The sequence below is a fragment of the Pseudoalteromonas sp. MEBiC 03607 genome (assembly GCF_004792295.1).
Classification (GTDB): Bacteria; Pseudomonadota; Gammaproteobacteria; order Enterobacterales; family Alteromonadaceae; genus Pseudoalteromonas; species Pseudoalteromonas lipolytica_C.
Genome location: NZ_SRRY01000001.1, coordinates 3,205,163 through 3,228,512, shown reverse-complemented (window position 1 = coordinate 3,228,512; position 23,350 = coordinate 3,205,163). Strand labels below are relative to the sequence as shown.

General features: G+C 42.1%; 19 protein-coding genes and 1 pseudogene. 17 read left to right on the top strand and 3 right to left on the bottom strand.

What is annotated here, in order from left to right:
* Positions 1–371: 371 nt before the first annotated feature.
* Positions 372–1,254: pseudogene (locus E5N72_RS14640) on the bottom strand (ISAs1 family transposase).
* A gap of 925 nt (positions 1,255–2,179) precedes the next feature.
* On the opposite strand from E5N72_RS14640, the gene E5N72_RS14635 reads away from it, so the two are divergent.
* The 14 genes from E5N72_RS14635 (at position 2,180) to E5N72_RS14570 (ending at position 16,672) form a co-directional block, all read left to right on the top strand.
* Positions 2,180–2,905 carry a hypothetical protein gene (locus E5N72_RS14635; protein ID WP_135925807.1) on the top strand — a complete coding sequence of 242 codons (726 nt, stop codon included), beginning with the start codon at positions 2,180–2,182 and terminating at the stop codon, positions 2,903–2,905.
* Between the two features lie 41 nt (positions 2,906–2,946).
* Positions 2,947–4,407, top strand: coding sequence for a YcaO-like family protein (locus E5N72_RS14630; protein WP_062564946.1), 1,461 nt, complete (start codon positions 2,947–2,949; stop codon positions 4,405–4,407).
* A 341-nt stretch (positions 4,408–4,748) separates the two neighbouring features.
* On the top strand, positions 4,749–5,840 hold the full coding sequence (locus E5N72_RS14625) for a ThiF family adenylyltransferase (protein WP_135925806.1): 1,092 nt from the start codon (positions 4,749–4,751) through the stop codon (positions 5,838–5,840).
* Positions 5,841–5,850: 10 nt separating this feature from the next.
* Positions 5,851–6,645, top strand: a complete 795-nt coding sequence (locus E5N72_RS14620; RefSeq protein ID WP_135925805.1) for a hypothetical protein — start codon at positions 5,851–5,853, stop codon at positions 6,643–6,645.
* Positions 6,638–7,597, top strand: a complete 960-nt coding sequence (locus E5N72_RS14615; RefSeq protein ID WP_168246744.1) for a SagB/ThcOx family dehydrogenase — start codon at positions 6,638–6,640, stop codon at positions 7,595–7,597. The genes E5N72_RS14620 and E5N72_RS14615 overlap by 8 nt, the downstream gene beginning before the upstream one ends.
* Positions 7,598–7,609: 12 nt before the next feature.
* A complete protein-coding gene (locus E5N72_RS14610) occupies positions 7,610–8,308 on the top strand; it encodes a type II CAAX endopeptidase family protein (RefSeq protein WP_062564950.1) in 699 nt (232 codons plus the stop codon).
* Position 8,309: 1 nt separating this feature from the next.
* Positions 8,310–9,176, top strand: a complete 867-nt coding sequence (locus E5N72_RS14605; RefSeq protein ID WP_062564951.1) for an ABC transporter ATP-binding protein — start codon at positions 8,310–8,312, stop codon at positions 9,174–9,176.
* Positions 9,169–10,308 carry an ABC transporter permease gene (locus E5N72_RS14600; RefSeq protein WP_062564952.1) on the top strand — a complete coding sequence of 380 codons (1,140 nt, stop codon included), beginning with the start codon at positions 9,169–9,171 and terminating at the stop codon, positions 10,306–10,308. Before E5N72_RS14605 ends, E5N72_RS14600 begins: the two co-directional genes overlap by 8 nt.
* Positions 10,305–11,570, top strand: a complete 1,266-nt coding sequence (locus E5N72_RS14595; protein WP_135925803.1) for an efflux RND transporter periplasmic adaptor subunit — start codon at positions 10,305–10,307, stop codon at positions 11,568–11,570. Before E5N72_RS14600 ends, E5N72_RS14595 begins: the two co-directional genes overlap by 4 nt.
* 4 nt (positions 11,571–11,574) lie before the next feature.
* Entirely contained in the window at positions 11,575–12,288 is a 714-nt protein-coding gene (locus tag E5N72_RS14590) for an ABC transporter ATP-binding protein (protein ID WP_135925802.1), read from the top strand.
* Position 12,289: 1 nt separating this feature from the next.
* Entirely contained in the window at positions 12,290–13,450 is a 1,161-nt protein-coding gene (locus E5N72_RS14585; RefSeq protein WP_135925801.1) for an ABC transporter permease, read from the top strand.
* 1 nt (position 13,451) lies between these two features.
* Entirely contained in the window at positions 13,452–14,627 is a 1,176-nt protein-coding gene (locus tag E5N72_RS14580; RefSeq protein WP_135925800.1) for an FtsX-like permease family protein, read from the top strand.
* A gap of 16 nt (positions 14,628–14,643) precedes the next feature.
* Complete coding sequence (locus E5N72_RS14575; protein WP_135925799.1) at positions 14,644–15,345, top strand: hypothetical protein; 702 nt, start codon at positions 14,644–14,646, stop codon at positions 15,343–15,345.
* A 16-nt stretch (positions 15,346–15,361) separates the two neighbouring features.
* A complete protein-coding gene (locus E5N72_RS14570; protein WP_135925798.1) occupies positions 15,362–16,672 on the top strand; it encodes a hypothetical protein in 1,311 nt (436 codons plus the stop codon).
* A 429-nt stretch (positions 16,673–17,101) separates the two neighbouring features.
* Here the strand turns inward: E5N72_RS14570 and E5N72_RS14565 are convergent, their stop codons facing one another.
* Together E5N72_RS14565 and E5N72_RS14560 are read right to left on the bottom strand one after the other, a co-directional pair.
* The gene (locus tag E5N72_RS14565; protein ID WP_135925797.1) at positions 17,102–19,252 is read right to left on the bottom strand and encodes a TonB-dependent receptor; all 2,151 of its coding nucleotides are present in this window, start codon (positions 19,250–19,252) and stop codon (positions 17,102–17,104) included.
* A 769-nt stretch (positions 19,253–20,021) separates the two neighbouring features.
* On the bottom strand, positions 20,022–20,867 hold the full coding sequence (locus E5N72_RS14560; protein ID WP_054560757.1) for a LysR family transcriptional regulator: 846 nt from the start codon (positions 20,865–20,867) through the stop codon (positions 20,022–20,024).
* Positions 20,868–20,991: 124 nt separating this feature from the next.
* On the opposite strand from E5N72_RS14560, the gene E5N72_RS14555 reads away from it, so the two are divergent.
* The 3 genes from E5N72_RS14555 (at position 20,992) to gcvH (ending at position 23,332) form a co-directional block, all read left to right on the top strand.
* Positions 20,992–21,591, top strand: coding sequence for a hypothetical protein (locus tag E5N72_RS14555; RefSeq protein ID WP_062570363.1), 600 nt, complete (start codon positions 20,992–20,994; stop codon positions 21,589–21,591).
* 180 nt (positions 21,592–21,771) lie between these two features.
* Positions 21,772–22,854, top strand: coding sequence for a glycine cleavage system aminomethyltransferase GcvT (gcvT, locus tag E5N72_RS14550; RefSeq protein ID WP_063700514.1), 1,083 nt, complete (start codon positions 21,772–21,774; stop codon positions 22,852–22,854).
* 88 nt (positions 22,855–22,942) lie between these two features.
* Positions 22,943–23,332: a glycine cleavage system protein GcvH gene (gene gcvH, locus E5N72_RS14545; RefSeq protein WP_062570365.1), complete on the top strand. Its 390-nt coding sequence runs from the start codon at positions 22,943–22,945 to the stop codon at positions 23,330–23,332.
* Positions 23,333–23,350 lie beyond the last annotated feature (18 nt).

The window sequence follows — 23,350 nt, the reverse complement described above, 5'->3', positions numbered from 1 at the left end:
TAGTCGGCTTCATTAAACAGCACACGATCTCTTACTTGTTCGGTTAGCTTTGGTAATAGCTCACTCTCAATCTGCTTGAGTAAATGAGCCTTTTAATCGTTTCCTATCTAAGGCGATTACTTCGCCATAAGTAAGCTTACAACAAGCCTTCATCCAAGATGAAAATGAATCTTGAAATTGTGTTATGTCTATACAACTGATGACTCGCGCAATAGTATCGTGGCGAGGAATGTTATTTTTAAATGGGACAAACTTTCTAAGCCAATCAAGTCTATCGTGTCCAAAATCTTTTATATCTTGCCAACCTTGACATCCTGAAATAACAGTACTGACAGTTAAGAATATGATATCAAAGAGCTTGCTAACGACGATTAACCAAAGATAAGCTCAGCCCTGAATTCATCGTCAAAGCTGGCCCGAAAGCACTTACCACGAATCGAATCTTTACGGCCTGTGTGCTATTTTACCAGATTGCGAACAACCTGTTTGAATAGCGCGATATTTTCCGCCGAAATCGGCTCATCTATCTGGCAAGTGTCTTCCTTAAACACGACATCTAGCGCCCAATGCTGCTGGTTTTCTATGTGCCAGTGATGGCGGATCGCTTTTGTAACATATTTGCATATGGTTCGACAGAAGTAATAACAGTAACAGTGTGTGTCTATTTTTGTTGTCGAGCCGGACTTGTTGTATCTTTCAACTGCGACCAGTGAAATCAGCCTTTCTTAAAATCAGTGTTGAGAGTGTCGCTTTCTGACAATGTAGCGCATCTAATGTGACGATAGAATCTGAAATATCGAGCACATCTAATAAGGCTCTAACTGCTGGGATCTCGTTGGACCTACTTTCTACCGTACGCTGATACAAAGTTAAACCATACACACAATCAAAAGCTGACATCAAATGTAAGTTTTCCTCACGCTTTCTACTGGCACTGCGTAGGGTTTTGCCATTAAACGCAATTATTGGCTTACCAGACTGAGACCGCTGCTCGTTGACCTAACTGAACAAGGCCAAAACCAACGGATCAGTCTCCACTGTTTTAAGAATACGTGCAATGCTATGTCGCGTTGGAATACTGTGTTTAAATGCTCTGAATGCCTGAGATCGGGGAGTTTTCTTCAATATTTTTCCAGCCTTCATACCGGATAAAACCGCCGAGATGATAAGAAACAAAACATCAGTAAGATCATGATGTTGATAGATAAAAGAACTCATATCTTCAATAAGTTCAAGGTGGCTAAATAACGATATAATTAACAAGTAGATAGTGATTATGTAGGCGTTATTAGATCAGAAAAGAGCTGGGTGTTAAAGCCTTTTTACAAAATGCGGTCTCACCGTGTGTTGACGAGGGTCATCAATTTATTAGAAGTATTTTAGAAATAAGGGATCAGACATAAGAGCGCTAACTTAAAAAAGAAGTATAAGATCATATTTTTAAGTCAAGGTAAAGTTCGTGATCTTGCTCTGTGTTTTTACGTTCCTTCATATTATTAGTTATGTGCTCTGCCAAATACTCTTCAATCAATAATTTTCTAAAAATAGAATTTATCTTCTTCGTTTGAATATATTTCGTGAGAGTATTGAAATAATTCCTTTTCATGATCCGAAAAATGATTTTATAGACTTAATAAGTTATATGCTAATTTTTTGTTTTTTAGATTTTAATTTTGTTTTTTTTGTAGGGCTGAATTTTTAATCTGGATTATGAGTTTATTATTTTTTAAATTCACCAAATATGAATGTGGGTTTTGAAGTTGCTTTTTAAGTGGTTATTTTTCATTGTTTTTTTGTTTTTATTCAGCTTTTTTTCTATGTTTTTTATTTCTGTGTTTTATTTCTGTGTTTTATTTTTATAATTTATTGAAAATAAATAGTTATTTTGATTCAGTTACTTGTGGGTCTTGATGTTGAATTGAGTATCTGCTCGAGGTTGATATTAATTCTTTTTTTTTCATTGTGTTGCTTTGGGTTTTTTGTTTTTTCTATCTTTTTTACCTGTGTTTTTTTTGTGGTGAAAATGTTTGACATTCTTGAATGTTGATATAATAGTTGAAGTAGGAGTGAAATTATATTGTTATAATTTTTTAAAATGGAGTTTATCATGAGGCTTTTTTTGTTTTTATTTCTGTTTTTATTTCAGTGTATTTTGAGTTTGTCTATAAGGGCTGGGGAGGTGGAAGAAGTATCTGATTTAAATTATTTTTCAGATGGAATACAAAAACTATACTCTTTAAATGACGTTTTAAGTTTAAAGGAGTATCGGAAATTACTTCATAATAAAAAGACTAATTCAGAAGGAGAATTACTTTTTATTCAGTATTATATCGCTCTCATCAACTATAGGCTTGGGTTACTCGACTACGAAAATGGCGAAGCCTATTTTCAAAACTGTCTTGACATTAACGCTAATATACTCGCCAGGTCAGTAGAGTATACTGAAGCATATATTCTCATTGCAGCATGTTCTAATGCCATGATTCGTTACCAACCAGAACAAACTATGGCATTGTCACTTAAAAGTCGTGATGCCCTTGAAGCTGCGACGAAAATAGACAGTCAAAATCCTCGCTTGTTATTCATCAAAGGGACGAGTGCTGTGTATACCCCCCCACAATTTGGTGGAGGCGTAGAGAGAGCAAGTCAATTGTTTAGCAGTGCTATAGCGCATTTTAAAACTCAAAACTCAAATGGAGGTAACCCCTTACCTAAATGGGGTCTTGACGAAGCTTATCTTTGGTTAGGTATGCTCAAATCCGTATCTGGCGAGCAAGAAGAGGCAATATCTGCACTTACTCAATCGTTAGAGATTTCTGACAATGTTTGGATTAGGAACACATTGATACCAACTCTAGAGAAGGGGGAGTCAATCGGGCAGTACTTTGGCTTGAATAAATACTAAATAACAAACAACAAAAAGTAAATTCGCTTGGGGCTATTACTATGTCAGCTAACATTGAATCGACTGCAATTAATCAACAGTACCTGTCTTTGCCTTACATTACAGGAATCAAGGAAAGTAAAGGGTATGAAGAAATAAACTCTTATTATTACCCAAGGGGACCAATCAAAAGGATACTTAGTTATTTTAGAGGTTCGGGGGGGCTTACTATGTACACTGGGAACTGTGAATTCTATGAGTTTGATCATATTGCTCGAGATATTCTTGGCAAGAATTCTTTCGAAAGTAGTATACAACGGACCATTTTTGGTGGCGGTAAAGGCTTTGACTTACCTGCCATGATGGCCTCTTCCTTGGGCGAAGTTATCGAGAGGGCAATGGGAAGCTTCATCTCATTTGCATACGATGACCGGCTGATACATGGTACCTACAGAACTATGCAGGAAAAAGGATTCAACTGCTTGCATCCCAGTGAATTACCCTTGTTTGCAGATGAACAATACGAAAGAGAAGGATTTGAATACGAGAGATTTACTGAAGATACCTTTGTGGGATGGATTCAAGGTGAACGATTATTGGATAGTTCTGAGAAAATTTGGGTGCCTGCTCAAATTGTTATGCCATTTAGCTTACTGCATCCAAAAGAAAATATGTTTTGCTATGCCACAAGTGGTGGATTAGCGACTCACATTACAAAAGAACTCGCCGTTTATCATGGTATTTCTGAAGTGTTAGAGCGCGATGCTGTGAATGTACACTGGAATACAGGACATGCACCGAAGATCATTGAGTTGGACTGCTTGCCTGACGATTTTAAAGTGCAACGCATTTTAGAACACGCCAAAACCCTAGTTGACGATATTACTCTTTACTTACATATGACAGATGTAGAGGATTTTTATACTGTCACTGCTGTTGGTTTCGTTAAAGGTTTTAACAAATACAACTATATTTCCGGAGGCGGCGGTGGTCTAACAATTGAAGATGCCATCCTCTCAGCCTTAGGTGAATTTGCACAGGCAGAGGGAAGTAGCCGAATCATTCTAAATTGTCCTCAATGGGCATACTCAGAAAGAGTGAAAGAACTGTTTTTTGTTGAAGAGGATGTACCTGTAGAAAAGTTCGATATTTTCTACAAAGTAATTGGTCACTATGGTTACCCATCCCACGCCAAAAAGCTCCAATGGTATTTAGAAGGTTCTGGAAAAATAAAATTATCAGAGCTTATAAAAAAGCCTAAGAGTAATGAAAGTAAATACGAGCAAATGTTGGAAATTTCCAGAAAAAATGGTTTAAACCCAATATTTTTTAATTTTACGCTACCTAATTTAAAAACAGTCCATTTGACGAAAGTTTTCTGTACCAAACTTACACCTCCATACTTACATTCAATGCCTTCATATGGAGTTGATCGTTATTTCGAATTACCACAAGAATTAAATTGGAAAGACAGAAAATTAACTTTTGAAGACTTGACTAAATCACCACAACCATATCCATAGAAACTGGGTTACATGTAATTTAAAACCGGGTTAGCGGTAATGGGTGCTTGTTGCATTGCAACTTGCAGCGTTAGTAGGAAAACACACGGAATAACCGTGGGGTTGGTTTTTAAATTTAAATATAAGGAAGACAAATGAAACTCTCAAAATCTTCAGTTTTTGATCACAGATACGAGTCAGGATTAGCGTTTGCTCCTGGCGGTTGTAACTGCTGGTGCTGTTGCTGTTGTTGCTGTAATGGCGGTGATCAAACCAAAGCTAAGTAAATTAATGCCGGCCCTTTAACTAGGGTTGGCATTTTAAAAGAATCTATGTTGCCCAAAAATATAAGGTAATTATAAATGGAACTTGGAAACGAAAAATATCAGGTTAATCCACATCTTCGAGTGATAAAAGTCACCGAAAATGAAATATTGGTTAAACACAGTGCTCGCTCTTTCTTTTCCAAAAATTGGACGGATAAAGGGCGTACTGGTTTATTAGGTCGTGTTATTAACCATATGAACAGTCAAACTAATCTTCAGGAACTCAGAGAAAAGGGAATCGTTAAACACGAAGAACAAGAAGATGCCCGCCAACTCATTGAGCAATTAATTGAAGAAAAAATTCTGGTTGAGGCTGACCACGATTTAGTGGACGTTTACTACCGGGTTATTCAAGACGCCAAAACGCCATTGACGAATAAACGCATAGGGGTAATAGGCTGTGGTCAAGCGGGAAGTCGCATAGCCAAACAATTGGTGCAAAGCGGCATTCAGCACTTGATCTTGGCAGATGACGCCAAAATCAACAATACCAATACCGTTCATCGCTTCCTCGGTATTGAGCCCAGATATATGCAAGAGCAGGCTCCTATCGCTGACTGTTTAGCTGAATCTTTACAGCAGTACGACTTAAAGCGTATTTCCACCTTTACCGAGGACAGTTTTTCTAAAGAAAATATCGCCAGAGTATTTGAAGAGTGTGACTTTGTAGTAGCTGCACTGGATGAATATATGCAATCCATATTGCACACTATCAATGAACAAGCTCTTGAAGCGGAAAAGCCTTGGGCTATTAGTATATTTGATGGTTCTGAAGGCGTTGCAGGACCTATTTTTATTCCTGGGGAAACCGGTTGTTTTAACGAGTTCGACGTTCAGGGCATTGCCGCCGCCGGTACCTTAAAGCGCGATGTAATCACCTATTATGATGCAGTGAGTGCAATGGGGCAGCCAGATTTAGGAATAGCCCCCCCTCCCTATGTTGATGTGGTATCAGGACAGTTTACCGCAGGGCTGCTGACCTACCTTACAACTGGCAGAAGTTATTTGGTGAGTCGCGCCATACGGACTGACTTCGAGCGCATGTCGGTCGATTACGAAGATATTAAACGCATTCCACGCTGCCCGGCTTGTGCTCCATTCCGTCCATTTAGAAACGTGTTCTTGTAGGAGTCCGGTTATGCCATTTATCGATCCTGCTGATTATTTTCTAGATCAGAAAACTACAGCCGAAGGCACCTTTATGCCGCCGATTAACAGTATCGACTTACTACCGGAGGTATACAGGGAATTTCAATGCCGCTTCGGTGAGCTTTCCATTAACCCGGCGGAATTCTTTCACGAAAATTCGAAAGTATCTCGCCACACCACTAGGCGAATCGCTGAAAATCAAGAGAGCATAGATCAGATTATTCAGCATTATATGGACACTGCATACAACTACAGCCCAGACACTGTCAGTGATATGAATGTCAGTCCAATACTGCCGGCGTTTGAGTGGCATAAAGAAGTACCTCAGTGCTTGCATTCACTGGGACAATTTGCTCCCAGAAGATTTTACGCCATAGACGCTTATGTACTCACTGGCGACAAGCTGCGCAAGATCCTGCCCAACAAACAAATTCTAGTTAAAGACAGAAATTACGACGCCGCAAAGCTGGAAAAGCTAAATCAATCATTTTATGGACCCAGTGCAGGTTCAGTATCTACTCAAGATTCACTGGTCTTTCTAGTCGGCTGTCCTTGGAGATACATGATGATGTTCGGGACAAAAGGTTACCGCAAAATGCTATTAGACCTGGGCTATATCCTCGGATACTACGAGGAAGAAATGCAAAGTGGGAAAATGACTCAACTAGATTACTTCTACGATAACGAAGTGGATCGTTTCTTAGATCTCGACGGAATCGAACAGTCTATTCAATGCGTTCTCGGTGTCGCAAACGATAAGAATGGAGCAAACAGTCATGAATAATAGCGAACAAACCATAGATCAGGAAATGCCTGCTTCCGCACCTGCGGCTGAACAATCTAATCAAAGTTGTCCTTTTCCGAATGGAGATACGGTTACTCCTCTGTTGGAGCAACTGGATGCGGCAAATAAGGCGGCTATTGAAGTGTATATTAAGCGTGCTTTGGCTCGTCAGGAAGAAGGTTTACCTATTAGCCCTCTGGCCTTGGCTCACGATGGATTAAAGCTGGATGTTGATGTGGGTAAGCAGGTAATGAACAACATTTTGTTCTCTGACCGGCCCGCGATTAACCAAGGTGATGATAACAATACTTTGATCACGCTCCCTGAGCCAAGCGAGCAACCCACGGAAAAGTTTGAACAACTGATGCGCAGAAGAACATCAGTGAGAGATTACACTGATGAAGCCGTTTCTCTTGCTGAAATATCGAGTTTATGTGCATCCACAGTGAGTGCAAGAGATAGATTTAAAACTACTTCATCTCAGGTTATTCCCCATGCACCTCTAGCTCCTACCGGGGGAGGTTTGCTCTCTATCCAGCTTTACTATATTTCGCTGAATACGGAATCACTGTCCCGTGGAATATATAAGTACAGAGCCGACAAACACGCATTGGAGTTGGTCAGTGAAGGCGAAGTAAGAGGGCGCATATTTGAAATCACTTCATTTCAGGACTGGATTGCACGCTGCGCAGGCATCTTTGTATTGGTCAGTGACTTAGACAGAGTGCAATGGAAATATGAGGACAGGGCCTATCGCCTCACCCATATGGATGCAGGTGTATTGGGACAAAGCTTACACCTTGCCGCAACCTCAATTGATTTGGGATCCTGCATGGTATTTGGCTTTCTAGATGACGAGATGAATCAGCTCATGAGTATTGATGGAGACCGCCAATTTGTCTCTCTGATTATGCCAATTGGTAAACCGATACCGGACTACAGCTCCCTCTAATAGGTGATGGATATGGTGCTTTATTGGATACTTGGTTTTGTTCTGATTTTGGCAGTGGTATTCGCTCTTTCAGCACAGCTACTTACTAAGTTGCGCATTGATAGTTATGACTTTTTCGGCCGAAACAGCTTGCTAATGTACGCTGGTACCCTGGCCCTTCTGTTTGTTGCTGTATATTGGGCCTCTTCCCACTCTGAAGTTAATCAACAGTTCAAACTGCCATTGAGTTCTGAGCACAGGCTGGTATCGACAGCAATTATCCTGCTGTCCGCTATTTCAGGGCTATTACTCTTCAAACTCGAAGCTTGGTTAATATCGCTAAAAATCAAACAACAAGCACATGCTCACGCATCTGTAGTGCCCTATTGGCAAAAGAAATGGTTTGTTCCTGTCGTGGTGTCCATTGTGTTGATGGAAGAGATTATTTGGCGAGCCTATTTGCCATTAGCCATATTTCAGGAGTGGTCACTCTCTTTAACATGGGCAGCTGTCATTAGCTCACTGGCATTTGGATTGCACCACGTTTTCTTTGGCTGGATACACGTGGTTTTCAAATCAGTATACGGCTTTATATGGCTGTTAATGACTTTGAGTACTGAATCATTAATACCCGCCATTATCGCTCATTGCGCCTTTAATTTCGCAGTCTATTGGCACAGTGCAAATCAAACTAACACTTCAATCAAGGGGTACAAGGAGCAACAAGGCTGATATGTCAACAATACTCAATTTCAAAAATATTCATAAGTCCTATGACGCCAATCCAGCTGTCAAAGGTGTCAGTTTCTCTGTAGATGCTGGCAAGGTACTGGGAATTTTAGGCAGAAATGGAGCTGGAAAAACGACCATAGTCAATTTGTTGGTTGGGCTTCTTTCATCGGACGAAGGGCAGGTAGAGTTGTTCAATTCAATGCCTCCATATGACCAAACAACGCGCTCAAAAATAGGTTTGGCCCCCCAGAGAATCGCCTTGTACAGCAGTTTGTCCATAATGGAGAATCTGACTTTCTTCGCTACTCTGCAAGGCTTAAAGGGAAGTGAACTTGAAAAAAAAGTTAATTACGCCTCGGAAAAGATGGGTCTGGAGACCTTTATCCATCGCAAGGTAAAGGCTTGTTCAGAAGGAATGAAACGCAGAGCCAATATGGCGGTGGCACTGCTGAGTAACGCCGAACTGTTGTTGTTGGATGAACCTACCGCTGGAGTGGATATTCAAAGCCGGCAACACATTTTAGACGTGGTGTTAGATCTAAAAAACTCAGGTAAAACTGTGTTGTATACCACTCATTATATCGAGGAAGCGGATCAGGTCTGTGACGAGGTGCTGATACTACACGAAGGCCGGGCTCTGGCTTGCGCCTCCACACAGGATCTTATTGCTCAATACGGCGGTGATAGTCAAATTTCGTATCAGGAGACTGAGCAGGGGCAACCTTTTGTTCTGTCCAGCAGGGAGCCAGCCAAAGCGGTACATCAATTGTTTGATTCTCACTCCAGTATTTTTAATCTCAGGGTCATTCCGCCCAGCCTGCAAGACGTGCTGACAAATTTGTTGAACGGAGAAAAACTCAGTGCGTGAAATCATCCATTTAATTAAAAAAGATTGCATGTTAATTGTGCGTGATGCATCCAACTTGGTTATGATTTTGTTGTTGCCACTTTTGATCGCCACTATCTTCGGGGCCATTAACAGTGCCAGTGAGGAAACCAACAAATTGGCCGTAGCCCTGGTTGACAATGACAAGACACCAATCAGTGCTGCCTATATAGAACGATTGTCACAACGGGATGATCTGGAAATTATTCAGAGCACATTAGAAGAGGCCCAAAACGCCACGCGTTTGGGGGACGTTATTGCCTATATGATTTTAGAGCCGGATTTTGGTGCCAGATTACAGCAGTTTCCTTTTATCAGCTCTCCTCCTGAAATTCGCATAGTGTCCGATCCTAAGCGCAAAGTAATTTCCGGGATGATCACCGGCATCACTATCCCCACAGCGATGGAGTTAGTGCAGGAAAGACAAGACAGTGGCACATCGGGTATGGCCAGCCCAAGTCTGCAGCCGTTAAAGATCACCCATGAAGATTATGTTGTTGAAAGCGAGCTGCCCGTGAGTGCTTTTAGTATTACCGTACCGCAAGCTGCACTCTGGTCTATATTAGCCTGCGTGGCCATTATGAGTACTAGCCTGGCCACCGAAAGACTGCAACAAACCATATTGCGATTAAAAGTCTCCCCCACTCCTATGTGGGTGATTTTATCCTCCAAGATCCTGTCATGTATGTTCACTATTTTTATTTCCTGCGCCATTTTAATTGTGTACGGAAAGATTGCGTTTCAACTGAATATTCAATCTTTCGCTATGCTGAGTTTCGCCATTCTGTGTTCGGCGTTTTGTTTTGCCGGACTGATGCTAGCTATTGGCAGCCTTGGCTCTAACCCGGGTTCGGTGGCAGGTGCTGCCTGGTCAATTATGGTGATATTCGCCATGTTAGGCGGTGGCATGATGCCGCAGTTTTTAATGCCTGAATGGCTGTCTGCCCTTAGCAGTATCAGTCCCGGTAAATGGTCTATTTTGCTTATGGAAGGCGCAATTTGGCGTAATTATTCAATCGTAGAAGCACTATTTCCGGCAGCTATTTTAATAGGTTTGGGCGGGTTGGGTTGTGTCGCCGGCGTTAGAAACCTCAATCGAGAAAAATTCATATGAGCCGAATTCAAAGTAACCTAAGCAAAGACACCAATGAAGATATATTGTCCACCTTGCACAAACTTGAATTTGGTGAAACTGCACAGTTGCACAAACCAAGTAATCTCAAATTGATCTACTATCCAATTTTTGTGTTATTACTACTGGGAGTCAGCTATATTGCAGTTCAAAACCTATCAACAGATAAACCAACCGAAGTCGGCGTAATTGTTATCCCACAGGATACTAGTTCTTCAGGAATCGCTTTAGCTCCTTTGTTAGAGGTATCTGGCTTTGTTGTTGCGCCTGAGAGCACCACTGTATCAGCCAATGTAACGGGTAGAGTGACCGGTATTTCTGTAGAGCTAGGGGATTTGGTACAAGCAGGTCAAGCTGTTGCCACTTTGGATGACAGGCAAGCAAAGATAGAGCTCAATACCTTTGAAACCAAGTTGAAATCTCAGTTATCTCTCAGGGAGGTTAGATTAGAAGATTTGGCTTTAACACAAGCTTCCGGTGAAAGGGCGAAACGACTGTTTGAAAATCAGCTTATTAGTAACGAAGCCTACGAACAAGTACTCAGTCAGGTCATTAGCAAGAAAATAGCGATCATCCAGTTAGAGCAATCCATTGATGAATTAAAAAATGCCATTCTGCAAACTCAGCTGTATCTCGATGACCTAGTTATACGCTCGCCGTTCAGTGGTATAGTGACCGCTATGAGTGCTAACGTCGGCGAAATTATTTCCCCTGCATCTGCCGGAGGTACTTTTACCCGAAGCGGCATATGCACCATCACAGACTTGTCTTCTTTGGAGTTTCACTTTGACGTCAATGAACGCTTTCTTTCACAAGTGTTAAGCAGCGACAGCATACGTGTCAGTTTTACCTCTCAGCCCGATTTGCTAGTTGAAGCAAAAATTAAACAAATCGCGCCAATTACTGACAGTCAAACTGGCACAATTATAGTTATAACAGAACCTGTAGAGCAAGTGAATACAATCAACCCTGGCGCGACGGTAACAGGGGTTTTTACTAAAAAGCCAGACCATCTAAAAGACGCCCCCAGAGCTATTGTGATTCCCAATTCAGCGGTGCATTTTATAGATGGAAAAACCTATGTATTTGTCGAGGAAAACGGCGTTGCAAGATTGCGACTAGTAGATGCAAGACAAAACGCAAATGACGATTATCTGCTAACTGATGTACCACAAAGATTAACAGTTATCGCATCGTCAACTTCCCCTTTAACAGATGGCCAGACTATTACTATTAAGCGATAATATTATGTTTTTACAAATAAAAAAATTATCAAAAGAATACCGAAAAGGTGACACTCGGATTATCGCCTTGGATCAAATCAACCTGAATGTCGAACAGGGAGAGTTTATTGCTTTAACTGGCCCTTCGGGCTCAGGAAAAACCACACTGCTGAATATTATCGGTGGGTTGGATAGTCAGGATGAGGGTCAAATACTCATTGAAGGTCAGGCACAAATCAAAGGCAGCGATGCAGAATCTGCGTTTTGGAGAGCGAGAAATATCGGTTTTGTTTTTCAGTTTAGCAACTTGCTGCCCTATTTAAGCGCCGCACAAAATGTGGAATTGCCACTACTCCTTACCAGTATGTCATCAAAAAAGAGACGAGAACGAGTGGGTGCAGCACTTGAACTGGTGGGACTAGCAGACAGAGCGTCACACTATCCTAACGAATTATCTGGTGGACAGGAACAAAGAGTCGCGATTGCTAGAGCTTTTGTCAGTTCGCCAAAATTAATGTTATGCGATGAGCCTACCGGTGATCTGGACAGAGAATCCGCCAAATCCATTCTGAACTTACTCAATACGCTAAAAACAGAATTCAAGAAAACCATCATTATGGTCACTCACGATATGACAGCGGCAGGAGCTACCGACAGACGTATAGAGCTTTACAAAGGCAAACTGACTCAAGCTAGTGTTTGTTCAGAGATATTCCTATCTTCAGGTAAGGAGCATTAGTGTGAGCTTGTTGCAGATAATAGTGAAAAATATGCTGCGAAAGCCGGTACGACTTGTATTGACTGTAATACCTATGTGTTTGGCATTTTTTGTTTTCAGTCTGATTATTGGCATCGACAATGCCTACGACGTTGAGTTCGAACTGGACGATAAACGCCGCATAGTCACCATCAACCGACAGTCCATCACGCAGCCACTGATGCAACCTGCTATAGAGCGAGTGAGGCAAATGCAACAGGTGGACAATGCCACCTTTGTCACCTGGTTTGGCGGTTACTTTCTCAAACCCGATCAAGCGTTTTCGCAATACGCTATCGAACAAGACAACTACTTTGCGGTGTTTGATGGCATTCGCGTTCCCGATAGCAGCCTGCCTTTGTGGCAGGAAGACCCCACTTCAGTTTTAGTTACTCCGGCTCTTGCTGAACGCTTTAATTGGCAAGCAGGTGACAAAATTGTGCTCACAACCAGCATTTGGACCCAGAAGAATTTTAGTAATGATTGGCCTTTCACTATAGCGGGGGTTTTTTATCCCGAGGACGGCACTGAAGAGGAATCCATGTTAATCAAGCACACCTATTTGGAGCGCAATCGCTTATTTGGCAGAGGCATGACCAGCTTTTTTGTATCCCGGGTGAAACCTGACTTTGAAGTTAATAGCACTATTTATCAGTTAGACAACCTGTTTGAGAATAGCAAAAACTCTACCTTTACCTCTAAAGAAAGTGCTTTTGCCGAATCCTTTCGCCGGCAACTGGGGGATTTGGCATTAATGACCAAACTCGTGTTGGCCATTGCTGTGTTGGTGGTTTTTTTACTGACATCTAGCTCAATGGCCCAATCACTGGTGGAACGCAAAAGGGAGTTGGCACTTTTTAGTGCCGTGGGTTATTCCAAAAGGAAAATTAGTTCACTGTTCGTGATCGAAAACATATTAGTCGTAGTGCTGGCAATGTTGATTGCCACTTGCATTACCTTTGCCAGTTCTTGGCTACTGGGACAAATCCTGGTGGATGGTCCCTTCTCCGATATTGAGCTCAGATTCTGGGACATAGTTAAAATTTCAGTCATCGCTATTTCCCTTGGCGCTACTGGCGCTACCTTACCTTTGCTCAAACTGCTCCAGGAAGACTTGGCAGCTAACTTAAAATCGGCCATTTGATATGAATCTGTTTTTAAATTGTTTGCGATTGGATATCAAAAGCTCCGCCAAAAGGCGTTACGAAGTGGCTTCTATTCTGATTTGCTCCGCCAGTTTGACATTGATCATCCTAGTATTTTTATCGCTTCGCGTGGGATTGTCGGAAATGATTCAATCAGCCGGGTCGAGTAAACAATTGATCTTGTTGGGCAATGGCTCCGAAAGCGAAGTCATCAGCTCTTTTAACTTTCAACAAGTCGAACAGCTCAAAACCCTGGTCAACGCCAATTCCAGTAATCCGGTTATTGCGCCTGAGCTATTTACCAATATTCGGGTTGCTGATGCAGCCAAACACGAAGTTCAGGTGGTTGCCGTCAGAGGTGTAGGTGATGATTCACTGAAACTGAGAAGTCACTTCAGTATTCAAAGTGGTAGAATGTTTTCGTCAGGCAGACGTGAACTAATCGTTGGCGATAAGCTGGTTTCAAGATTTCCTTGGTTGGGGCTCAATCAAACAATCACTTTGGGTTCATTGGAGTGGACAATAGTGGGGGTTTTCTCAACAACTGAAACAGTTGCAGAGTCGGAGATCTGGGGTGACGTCAGCTTATTGCAGGATGCTTACAACCGGGGACCTATTTTTCAATCCATTAGAATTGGGCTTGAAGATGCAATAAATGCTCAAGCCATTGTTAAGATGCTCAACCAGGAAAACAACAGGATCAGCTTGGTTGCCAAAACACAGCGGCAGTATTATGCAGGCCAAATTGATGAGATGACCCAGTTTGTCGACATTATTGCTATTCCCAGCATTATCATTTTAATGCTAGCCACGGGGTTTTCGACATTGCAGAGCATGCATACCATGATCGAAGCGCGCCAGAGAGAAACCGCAGTGCTCAGAGCAATCGGCTTTCCCGCCGCCAATCTGGCATCCAGTATGTTCAGTGTCACCATACTTATCAGTATAGCTGGCGCAATAGTAGGAATATTGGTGACATTGGGAATATTTTCCCAAGCCAAAGCCGTGATCTTAAACCACCTGAGCCTAAGCGAAGTGGTTTTTCCATTCAGCATCACTTGGCAAAGCGCGTTAGTTGCCGTGTTGGCATCTGTTGCTATTGCCCTGGCTGGCGGATTACCCCCAACATTTATTTCGCTGAAACGCTCAATCGTCAACGCCATTAGAAAAGGCTAATTCAAGTGTGGAGCTAATGATGAATCAACAAATGCATCGCTTTTTAGATATTGAAGCGCAAATCTCGCAGCTAAAAATGGCTCATGATACCGGTGGATTAAAGCAGCTGTTTAGTGCCTTTTCTGAAGAACAAATCCCTGAGCAGTTGCAGCACTGGCAAATCTATTACCGCGCTTTTATATTGCTGACATTAAGCCAGTTGGGTGCGGACAGCAAAACACATTCACAACAGGCTACCGCTTTGCTAAAAGATGCTCATGGTATTGAAGACAAAAGCGATGAATTTTATACCCTGGTTGCCTGTTGCAGCGGTCACTTGGCGGCTGCCACATCTGAGCCGTTAGCCAAGGCTAGAGCCGGGATGACATCGGATAAGTCTTTCAAGATTTCCCTGGAAATAAATCCCGACAACCCCCGCACTTATTTGCTGCAAGGTTTGTCATTTATGAATAAACCCAGACTAGTGGGGGGCAGTAAGAAAAAAGCGCTGATGCTACTCACAAAGTCTGTGGAATTATTCCAATCGGCTCCCTCAGCAACAGAGAAAGTGCCATCATGGGGACATCTCGATGCCCTTTATTGGCTTTCTCATTGCCACCTGTACTTCAATCACTTCAAAGAGGCGGGCCAATACATAGACCAAGCTTTGCAAATAGATACCAGCTTCAACTGGGGCTTATCGCTGAAGCAAAAAATTGAACTGAAAAGTGCCAGTTGAGATTGGAGACAGAACTATGTTTAAGTCAAACTCAATTCACCTATTAACTCCCTTGTTTATCGGGATCAGTCTTCACACCCATGACGCTATGATAGCCAAGCCCTTAGAGAATTGGTCTACCGTTACACCCGAACCCTACATTGGCGTAGGTGAACTTGACTCCATTCAGCTTGCAGCAGATTTTGCGCTGCGTAGAAAGATTGCTTGGCAAATTTCAGCTGAGGTTTTAGCGCCAGCCAAACAACAAACGGGTTATGGTTTCGTAACGGAAAATAGCCCTGCATCATTGTGGCAAACCTGGTTTTCCCGTGATGACATTACGCAGCTTTTAAATGCGATAGATTTGAATTATGAAGTCACGGAGTCGGGACTGACTGAAACAGCAGCTCAAAAATTGTTATCCGGTATTCAACGGCCTAAATCGCCCAACTTTGATCCGGCGCCATTAACCGGGGGGTTTCAACCGTTTTCTCCTGCAGTTTACAACTCAGACTATGTGCTTCACATATTGCAGAACTTTCGAAATATTGCTAAATGCTCACCAGTGAGTATAAAGTTAATGAATGCACCGCTAATGAACAAAGTATCTCATTCCAATTGTATGGCTGAATTTCCCGCAACCGCCATTATGATGAAAGTCGCTTGGGGGGAAGTCAACTCTCAAAATACCAATGGCCTTTGCTATAAAGTCAACGTAAAAGATCTCAGTCCTTATGGCATCACTCAGGTGATATCCAACAGCGGTGCATGGCAGGTAAGCGGGAACCATTGCCTAGATAAAACCAACGCTTTTATGATGCGGGATAAAGATAGAACCTTTGCCTTAAAAGGACTACATATAGTCACTAAAGAACTTAAAGACTGGATATGGATTTCGCTTATTTGGCAGCCTAATCCGGATTTGGGCTTTGGTGGTGACAGGCCCGATACTATCAGCGACATCTATGCTAATTACATATTGACTGTGTCTGTGAACGAACGGGAATTAGATCCTTCTCCAGGCTTAGGTATGAATAATCTGCCACTTTTTTCAGGAAGTAAAAACTTGTTTTTAAGTTACAAGAACAGAGGAGAAACTATTACTTGGAATTCAAACCCTTTTATCGAAGGACCTGACTCGACTAGTAATTGTATTAGTTGTCACCAAGGAATATTTGCAACGGGTAAATTTGGGCCACATACAGAGCGCAAGCACTTTCCGTATGACTATACCTTTGGTACCCAAAATCGTGAGCCTACTCTGATGCCTAGAGTGTCATTTAGAGAAGCAATCGACCGAGCTGAAGCTAGGCTTGGATCTAGTTACAAAAGTGATAAATATCAATGATATCAATTTACAATAATTCTCAATCATTTTACTAACTAAACTTGGCGTTAGAGGTGGTCAAAATTCTCATATGTGATTCTCTAGATACAGTGATTGTCAGTTCAATTGAATCATGAAACTTCAGCTCTATCACTATTGAGGTCTCTTTTTTAAAAATTAACTCATTACATTATTTATTTAAAATCAAGGGTTTAAAATATTATGTGGTGTTCGAGTAGTAAACTAGAAGTATTAAGGTTTGAATGGTTAAGATATGAATAGTGAGAATGAGGATTTAAAACTATGCATAGCCTTGCAAAATGCTGAAATAATCCAAGGGCAAGCAACTCTAATCACACGATGATAACTTGTTTTTGCAATACGTTTAACCAGTCAAAAAGCCGTGGGATTTTCATCACACGGCTTTTGATATTTCGCTAAGTCGTTTTATTAGAACGAGTAGCTGTAACCTAGTTGTAGGGTACGTGGTTTACCCGGTTGAATACCGCCGTTTGCACGGTTTGCAACGTAGGTTTTGTCAAACAGGTTGTCTACTGTTAAGTATACTTTTTGTTTGTCGTCGATTAGGTATTTAGCAGCTAAATCCCATACCACGCGGCTGTCGATTGCATTGCGACCTGAGCTAGTTAAGTCTGCGTGTGCATCAGACACATAACGCATTTGCGTATCGAATACAAAGCTTGAGAACTCAGCACCCACTGAAAGCGCTAATTGGTTTTCTGGCACGTATGGCATTGCATCGCCTTTTTCTACGCTACCCCAAAGATCTGATTCAAACGCGTTGTCGAACTCAGAATCCGTGTAAGTGTAAGTTAAGCGAACAGGGAACGAAGCTGCATTAGTAGCAAATACTTTACCTGCACTTAGCTCAAAGCCAGACACAGATACTTCACCGTAGTTGTATTGATCGCCAATGTTGTCATCGCTACAACCTACAGCCGCAGTACAGTTACCGTGCATGTTTGTGTAGTCAGAGTTAAAGTAAATTACTTCACCTTGAATACCCGCGTAATCGTAACGACCACCTAGCTCAATGTTAACACTCTCTTCTTCTTCTTGATCCGCATTACCAGGGGCTGCTGGAGCGTAACCTTTTTGAATACCAGCAAGAAGCGTTAGGTTATCGCTTACAGTGTAAGTAGCACCTAGTGATGGTACTAAGATCTCAGTGTCGTTGCTGATGTCTTTTGTTAGGCCATTTTCACGGTTTGGATCAGACTTAGCCCATTCAACACGTTTGATTGTGATGTCTTCGTAGCGAAGACCTGCGCTAATAACTAATGCATCAAGTGACCACTCATCTTGAATGAAAAGGGTAGTCGCTTCTGCGCTATCTAAACGGTTGCTGTTTGAACCTGGAACGCCTTTTTCTGTAAGCGTCATTGATAGGTCTTGGTTAAGCGTGTACTTGTCTTCCCATTGGAAACGATCCATTTCATCTTCGTGGTAACGTGCACCAACAGTGATGTAGTGGTTGCCCGCTGGGATATGGAATTCAGTTTGTAAGCCTTTCGCTTGGTAATCACGGTTGTTTGCTTTTACGCCAACACCTTCAATACCTTCGCTTGTTGGGTTCGCTTCAAACTCGCTGTATTGCTCAAGGTAGCTGCTGCTTACTTTACTTGCTTTATACCAGTTACGGTGGAAGTCGTTTAGGTAAGCTGTAGCAAGTAGCTCGTAACCTTTACCAAAGCGGTATGCATAGTTGATTTGGTATGCATTGTGTTGTGTGTTCATCTCATCGTTTTGCGATGCAGCATAACGACGGTAAGGGTTTGCTTGGTAATCAGCGTCAGTTAAACCCATGTACGTTTCGTCAGAGCGCTCGTCTGAGTACTTTAACTTCATTTCTAGGCTGTGTGCTTCGTTTTCACCAAAGTCAAAGCCAAACTTTAATAAGAAATCGTTCTTTTCGAAGCCTGTGTTGTCGCTACCAACTGGTAAATCCTTAAAGCCATCTGTACCGTAAGTGAATACTTCTACAAGGCCGGCAGCATTGTTTTTCTTTTTACCGAAGTAAGCATGACCTTTGTAGAAACCGTCGCTACCAAGTTCAGCGTTAAGTAAACCTTTTGAACCTTCAGTTGGTAAGCTACGAGAAACTAAGTTTAAAACACCGCCTGTTGTACGCGGGCCATACTTAACAGATGCCGCACCTTTAAGTACTTCGATAGACTCCATACGACCCATAGTAGGGAAGTAGTAAGCAGAAGGCGCTGAGTAAGGTGCTGGTGCTACAAGTACACCATCTTCCATTACAGAGATTTTGTCGTTACGACCCGTACCCGTACCACGCATACCGATGTTAGGACGAAGGCCATAGCCGTCTTCTTCTTGTACATATACACCTGGTACAGCACTTAAAACACGAGAGATATCAGTATATTCAAACTTTTCTAGTTCTTGCTCATCAATAAAAGTAGCAGAGCCAGGAATATCGTTAATTGCAGATGCAGAGCCAATTACAGTGATTTGCTCGAAGTTTTTCTCTTCTTTAGTTACATCTTTTGCAAAAGCATTAGCGCTTAAAGATAAAGCGACCGCAGTCGAAAGCGTAGAAACAATAAACTTAGGTGTCATTGTGTGTCCTGTGTATGTTTAGATTTTTTTAACCGGCGCAATTAAAACATGTAAAATAATGCGAATCAATCCTATTTGTAATAAAACAGGTATGAACTGTAAGTTTATGAATTAAATCACTTATAAGAAATACAGTAGTATTGTATTACGATATTAGGTTTGGGGTGGTGTTAAGTAAAACTTAACGAATCCTAAAAGTTAGCAAGTTAGAAAGAGTAAAGGGGAAAGAAGCTTTAAGCTATAAGTCAGATCAGCCTGCATGCAGTCTCAGTGAAATGCTCACCTGTAGGCGTGAAATTTATTTCGCGCGATGCTTATCTAAACCACAGAAACAAGATGTAGGTCGGGCTTTAGCCCGTCAATTTTAACTATTATGTGTCGCCATAAATGACGACTTACATTGCTTGATTTATTAGCTCGTAGGTTGGGAAGAGCGGAGCGAAACCCAACGTTTCATTATTTTTTGCACAAAGAGAGGACAATGAGAAAAGAATGAGAAAGACCATAAAGCTATGTAGTTTTAACTCTAAAGCGTAGCGTCTCTTTTCCTCTTTGTGAGTATTACTTTTTTTATGTAGCGCGAAGCGCCTCGGTGTACTCTGTGGTTCAATATACTTTTGCACAAAGAGAAAACAATGAGAAGTGAATGAGTAACCCAATAAAACTATTAGTTACTTTCCTCTAAAGCGTAGCGTCTCTTATCACTCTTTGTGAGTATTCATTGAATTACGAGATATAAAATCGTTTTTACAATTTTGAAAACTCACACCTACGTTAAACGTAGGGCAATGAATTCGGCGAGTTTATCTACGGCGGTGCCGGGATCGTCGGTGCGTTTAATTAAACTAATACCTATTTGACCAAGCTCGGGGAGGTCTTTGGTTTGCAGTTGGTAGTTAAGCTCATTTGGCACGGTGCTTTTTGCCAGCACTGTAATGCCTAAGCCTTCTTTTAATGCCGCAGTCAGGCCGGTTAAGTCGGCATTACTGTAGGCAATGCGGTATTTAATACCCGCACTTTGTAGTGCTTCGATTGCGCGGCGACGATATATACATCCCTCAGGGGCGGTTACAAGCGTGACCACATCGTTCTGTGCAAGGTTTAAATCACCTACCCATACTAGTTGGTCTTGCATAAAAATAGGGAACTTAGCTGATTCTAGCTCTTCGTTTAATGCCAACACTAAATCGAATTGATCTTGGCGCGAGACCGACAATAAATGTTTACTCAAACGAGAACGCACTTCGAGCGATACATCAGGGTAGAGGGCCACGAAGTCACCAATAATTGAAGGTAGAATACGTGCGGCAAATTCACTGGGTATCCCCAAGCGCACTTTACCGGTCACGTTTTCGCTGGTGAACTGCTGCAAAATGGCATCGTTTTGTTGCAGCATTTGCTTTGCTAATGGCATAAGTAATTCGCCATACTGATTAAGCACTTGGCGCTGGCCTTGCTTTTTAAACAGCTTATGGCCCAGCATGTCTTCAAGGCGCTTTATTTGTAAGCTCACAGCCGGTTGCGATAGCCCCAATAATTCACCTGCTTTGGCAAATCCGCCAACTTCAACAACGGTGACTAAAGTACGTAAACTATCGGTAGAAATGTTTTTCATTAAAAAATTCTATTTATAGGGCTGTATATATAAGCATTATTTATCAATTGATAAATAATTACAATTTGTTGTTGCCAGCACGGCGCAATATACTTCAAGCATTAACGATTGATAGGTGTCACATATGACTTTTACGCCAATAATGTTTGCTCGCCACAGCCAAGCTGAGACCCCAGCAGACAACGTGCTACAAGCTAATAACGATACTGCCATTATGGATTTTAGTGGCACTGAAGCAATCCCATTTTTAACGGCTATTTTAGGTCTTGATATTAATAAGCTAACCGCCAGTGGTTTAGGCTTACGTAGTTCATTAGACGATGACCTAACAAGCAGCTACGCTTATGCCCTGTATTACTTTAACGAAACTGCATTTCGTTTTGTATTAGGTAAAGATGCCAGCGTGCAATTACAGTCGCTTATTAATGAGCAACAACTACGTTACGACATTGATTATGTAATGCGTGACGACTTAAGCGCGCTAACCCTTAGTGGTGAGCAAGCGTTTGATGCCTTGGTCGACAGCTTTAAGCTAACGCCGGGACTGCGTTTATCAGACATGCGCAGCTGCTATGGTGCACAAAGTGGTGAGGTATTTATTACCGCCATAGATAACCAAGCAACACAGCAATTTCAGCTGGTGGCGCGCCAAGCAGAGCTTGATAAATGGCAAACGCACTTACAGCAGCTCGGCTTTGATTTAGCCTTAGCCAACGTTGCTTAAAACATAAAATTTTTAAAACAGCTACGCACTTGAGTGTTTAGCTGTTTTTTAGTTACAAAATCGCAATTTGGGTGTGACAACTGTGCAACTAATGTATAATCGCCGCCCATGTTATTCCCCCTCATTAAATTGAGGCCACGCCCCACAACTTGTGGGTTAATTTAAAAGTGAAGGAATATTATGACTTCTAAAACAGTTTTACATGCTAAGCACCTTGAAGCTGGCGCAAAAATGGTTGATTTCCACGGCTGGGAAATGCCAATCAACTACGGCTCACAAATCGAAGAGCATAATGCGGTTCGCACAGATGCAGGTATGTTTGACGTATCTCACATGACAATTGTTGATGTTCAAGGCGAGCAAGCACAAGCGTTCTTACGTAAACTAGTTGCAAACGACGTTGCTAAGTTAACTGTACCGGGTAAAGCACTTTACACAGGTATGCTTAACGAAGAAGGCGGCGTAATCGACGACCTTATCATCTACTTCTTCTCAGAAACAAACTATCGTTTAGTTGTTAACTCAGCAACACGCGAAAAAGATTTAGCGCATTTAGCTAACGTTTCGGCTGATTTCGCCGTAACAGTTACTGAGCGTCCTGAGTTTGCAATGATTGCCGTTCAAGGCCCTAACGCACGTGCTAAAACAGCAACAGTACTTAACGCAGAGCAACAAGCTGCTGTTGAAGGTATGAAGCCTTTCTTTGGTGTGCAAGCAGGTGATTTATTTATTGCGACAACAGGCTATACTGGCGAAGATGGTTATGAAATCGTAGTACCTAACGATCAAGCTGCTGATTTATGGCAACAACTTCTAGACGCAGGCGTAGCGCCAGCGGGTCTAGGTGCACGTGATACGTTACGTCTTGAAGCGGGTATGAACCTTTACGGCCTAGATATGGACGAAAGTGTTTCTCCACTTGCTGCAAACATGGCGTGGACAATCGCATGGGAGCCAGAAGATCGTAAGTTTATCGGTCGTGAAGTATTAGAACAGCAACGCGCTGACAAGAGCACAGACAAACTAGTTGGTTTAGTGCTTGAAGAAAAAGGCGTATTGCGTAGCGGTTTAAAAGTCATCGTTGAAGGTGGTGAAGGGGTGATTACCTCTGGTACATTCTCACCAACTCTTGGTCACAGTGTTGCGCTAGCACGCGTTCCGCGTTCAACTGGCGAAACAGCCCAAGTAGAGATGCGTAAAAAACTGGTTAACGTTAAGGTTGTTAAACCTTGCTTTGTACGTAACGGCAAATCAGTTATCTAAACTATAAAAAATTTGGTGTTATCACCTAATAATGCCAATCATGTTGAGTTGTTAGCATGATTGGTAACAGAACCAAAGGAACAAAAAGATGAGCAATATCCCAAGCGAATTAAAATATGCTACTTCACACGAGTGGGTTCGCGACGAAGGTGACGGTACGTTTACTGTAGGTATCACTGAGCACGCACAAGAACTTCTTGGCGACATGGTATTCGTTGAATTACCAGAAGTTGGTGACGAAGTTGACGCGGGTGAAGACTGTGCAGTAGCTGAGTCTGTAAAAGCAGCATCAGACATCTACGCACCAATCGGTGGTGAAATCGTTGCAATCAACGAAGATCTTGAAGATTCGCCTGAAACAGTAAATAACGACCCGTACACTGACGGTTGGTTATTCCGTATCAAAGCATCTGACACATCAGAGCTTGATAACCTGTTAGACGCTGAAGGCTACGCTAACACAATCGACGAAGACTAATTAATTAGTCACGCCGAC